This window comes from Neorhizobium descurainiae (assembly GCF_051400715.1).
GTDB lineage: Bacteria > Pseudomonadota > Alphaproteobacteria > Rhizobiales > Rhizobiaceae > Neorhizobium.
Map to the genome: position 1 here is coordinate 1 of NZ_JBLFFK010000113.1, position 507 is coordinate 507.

The following is a 507-nucleotide window of genomic DNA, read 5'->3' on the forward strand; positions in this document are numbered from 1 at the left end:
GGCGCGGGCTGCGTCGTAGCTGAAATTGATCGACGCCCGCATCTGGTCCATCCGCGGCCGCGCCATCTGCCGCGCCGCGCCGAAGCGCACCGTGAAGCCGTCGCCGAGCCGCGCGACGAGGTTCATGCTCGGCAGCAGATGGGTGTAGCTGACTCCATCCGAAACGTCGGTAATCACCGCGACTGGCGACCCGCTGGCCGCGAGCCCGTTGGACCACTGGTCCACCTTCACAACCTGGACGCCCACATTGCCGCTCAGCGAGCCGCCGTTGGCCATCTCATAGTCGATGTCGTAGCGCGCATAGCCGGTGAGCACGTCTTCGCTCACCGTCCAGCCGAAGGCGTAGAGGTTGGCGTCGGTGGCGGGATTGAAGTTGTAGATACCGCTATAGGCGAGTCCGAGCGGATCGTAGCTGACCATCCCCGGGATGCCGAGGAAATCGAGCCCGGTCGGATCGAGCAGCTGGTCGCCCGGGATCGGCACGCTCGTCGCGTGGGCGGGATCCTC

General features: G+C 66.3%; 1 protein-coding gene. It reads right to left on the bottom strand.

The window, feature by feature from the left end; all coding sequences use genetic code 11:
• Positions 1–507 (bottom strand): hypothetical protein (locus ACMGE0_RS33695; protein WP_436820198.1); only part of this gene is annotated, 507 nt, incomplete at both ends.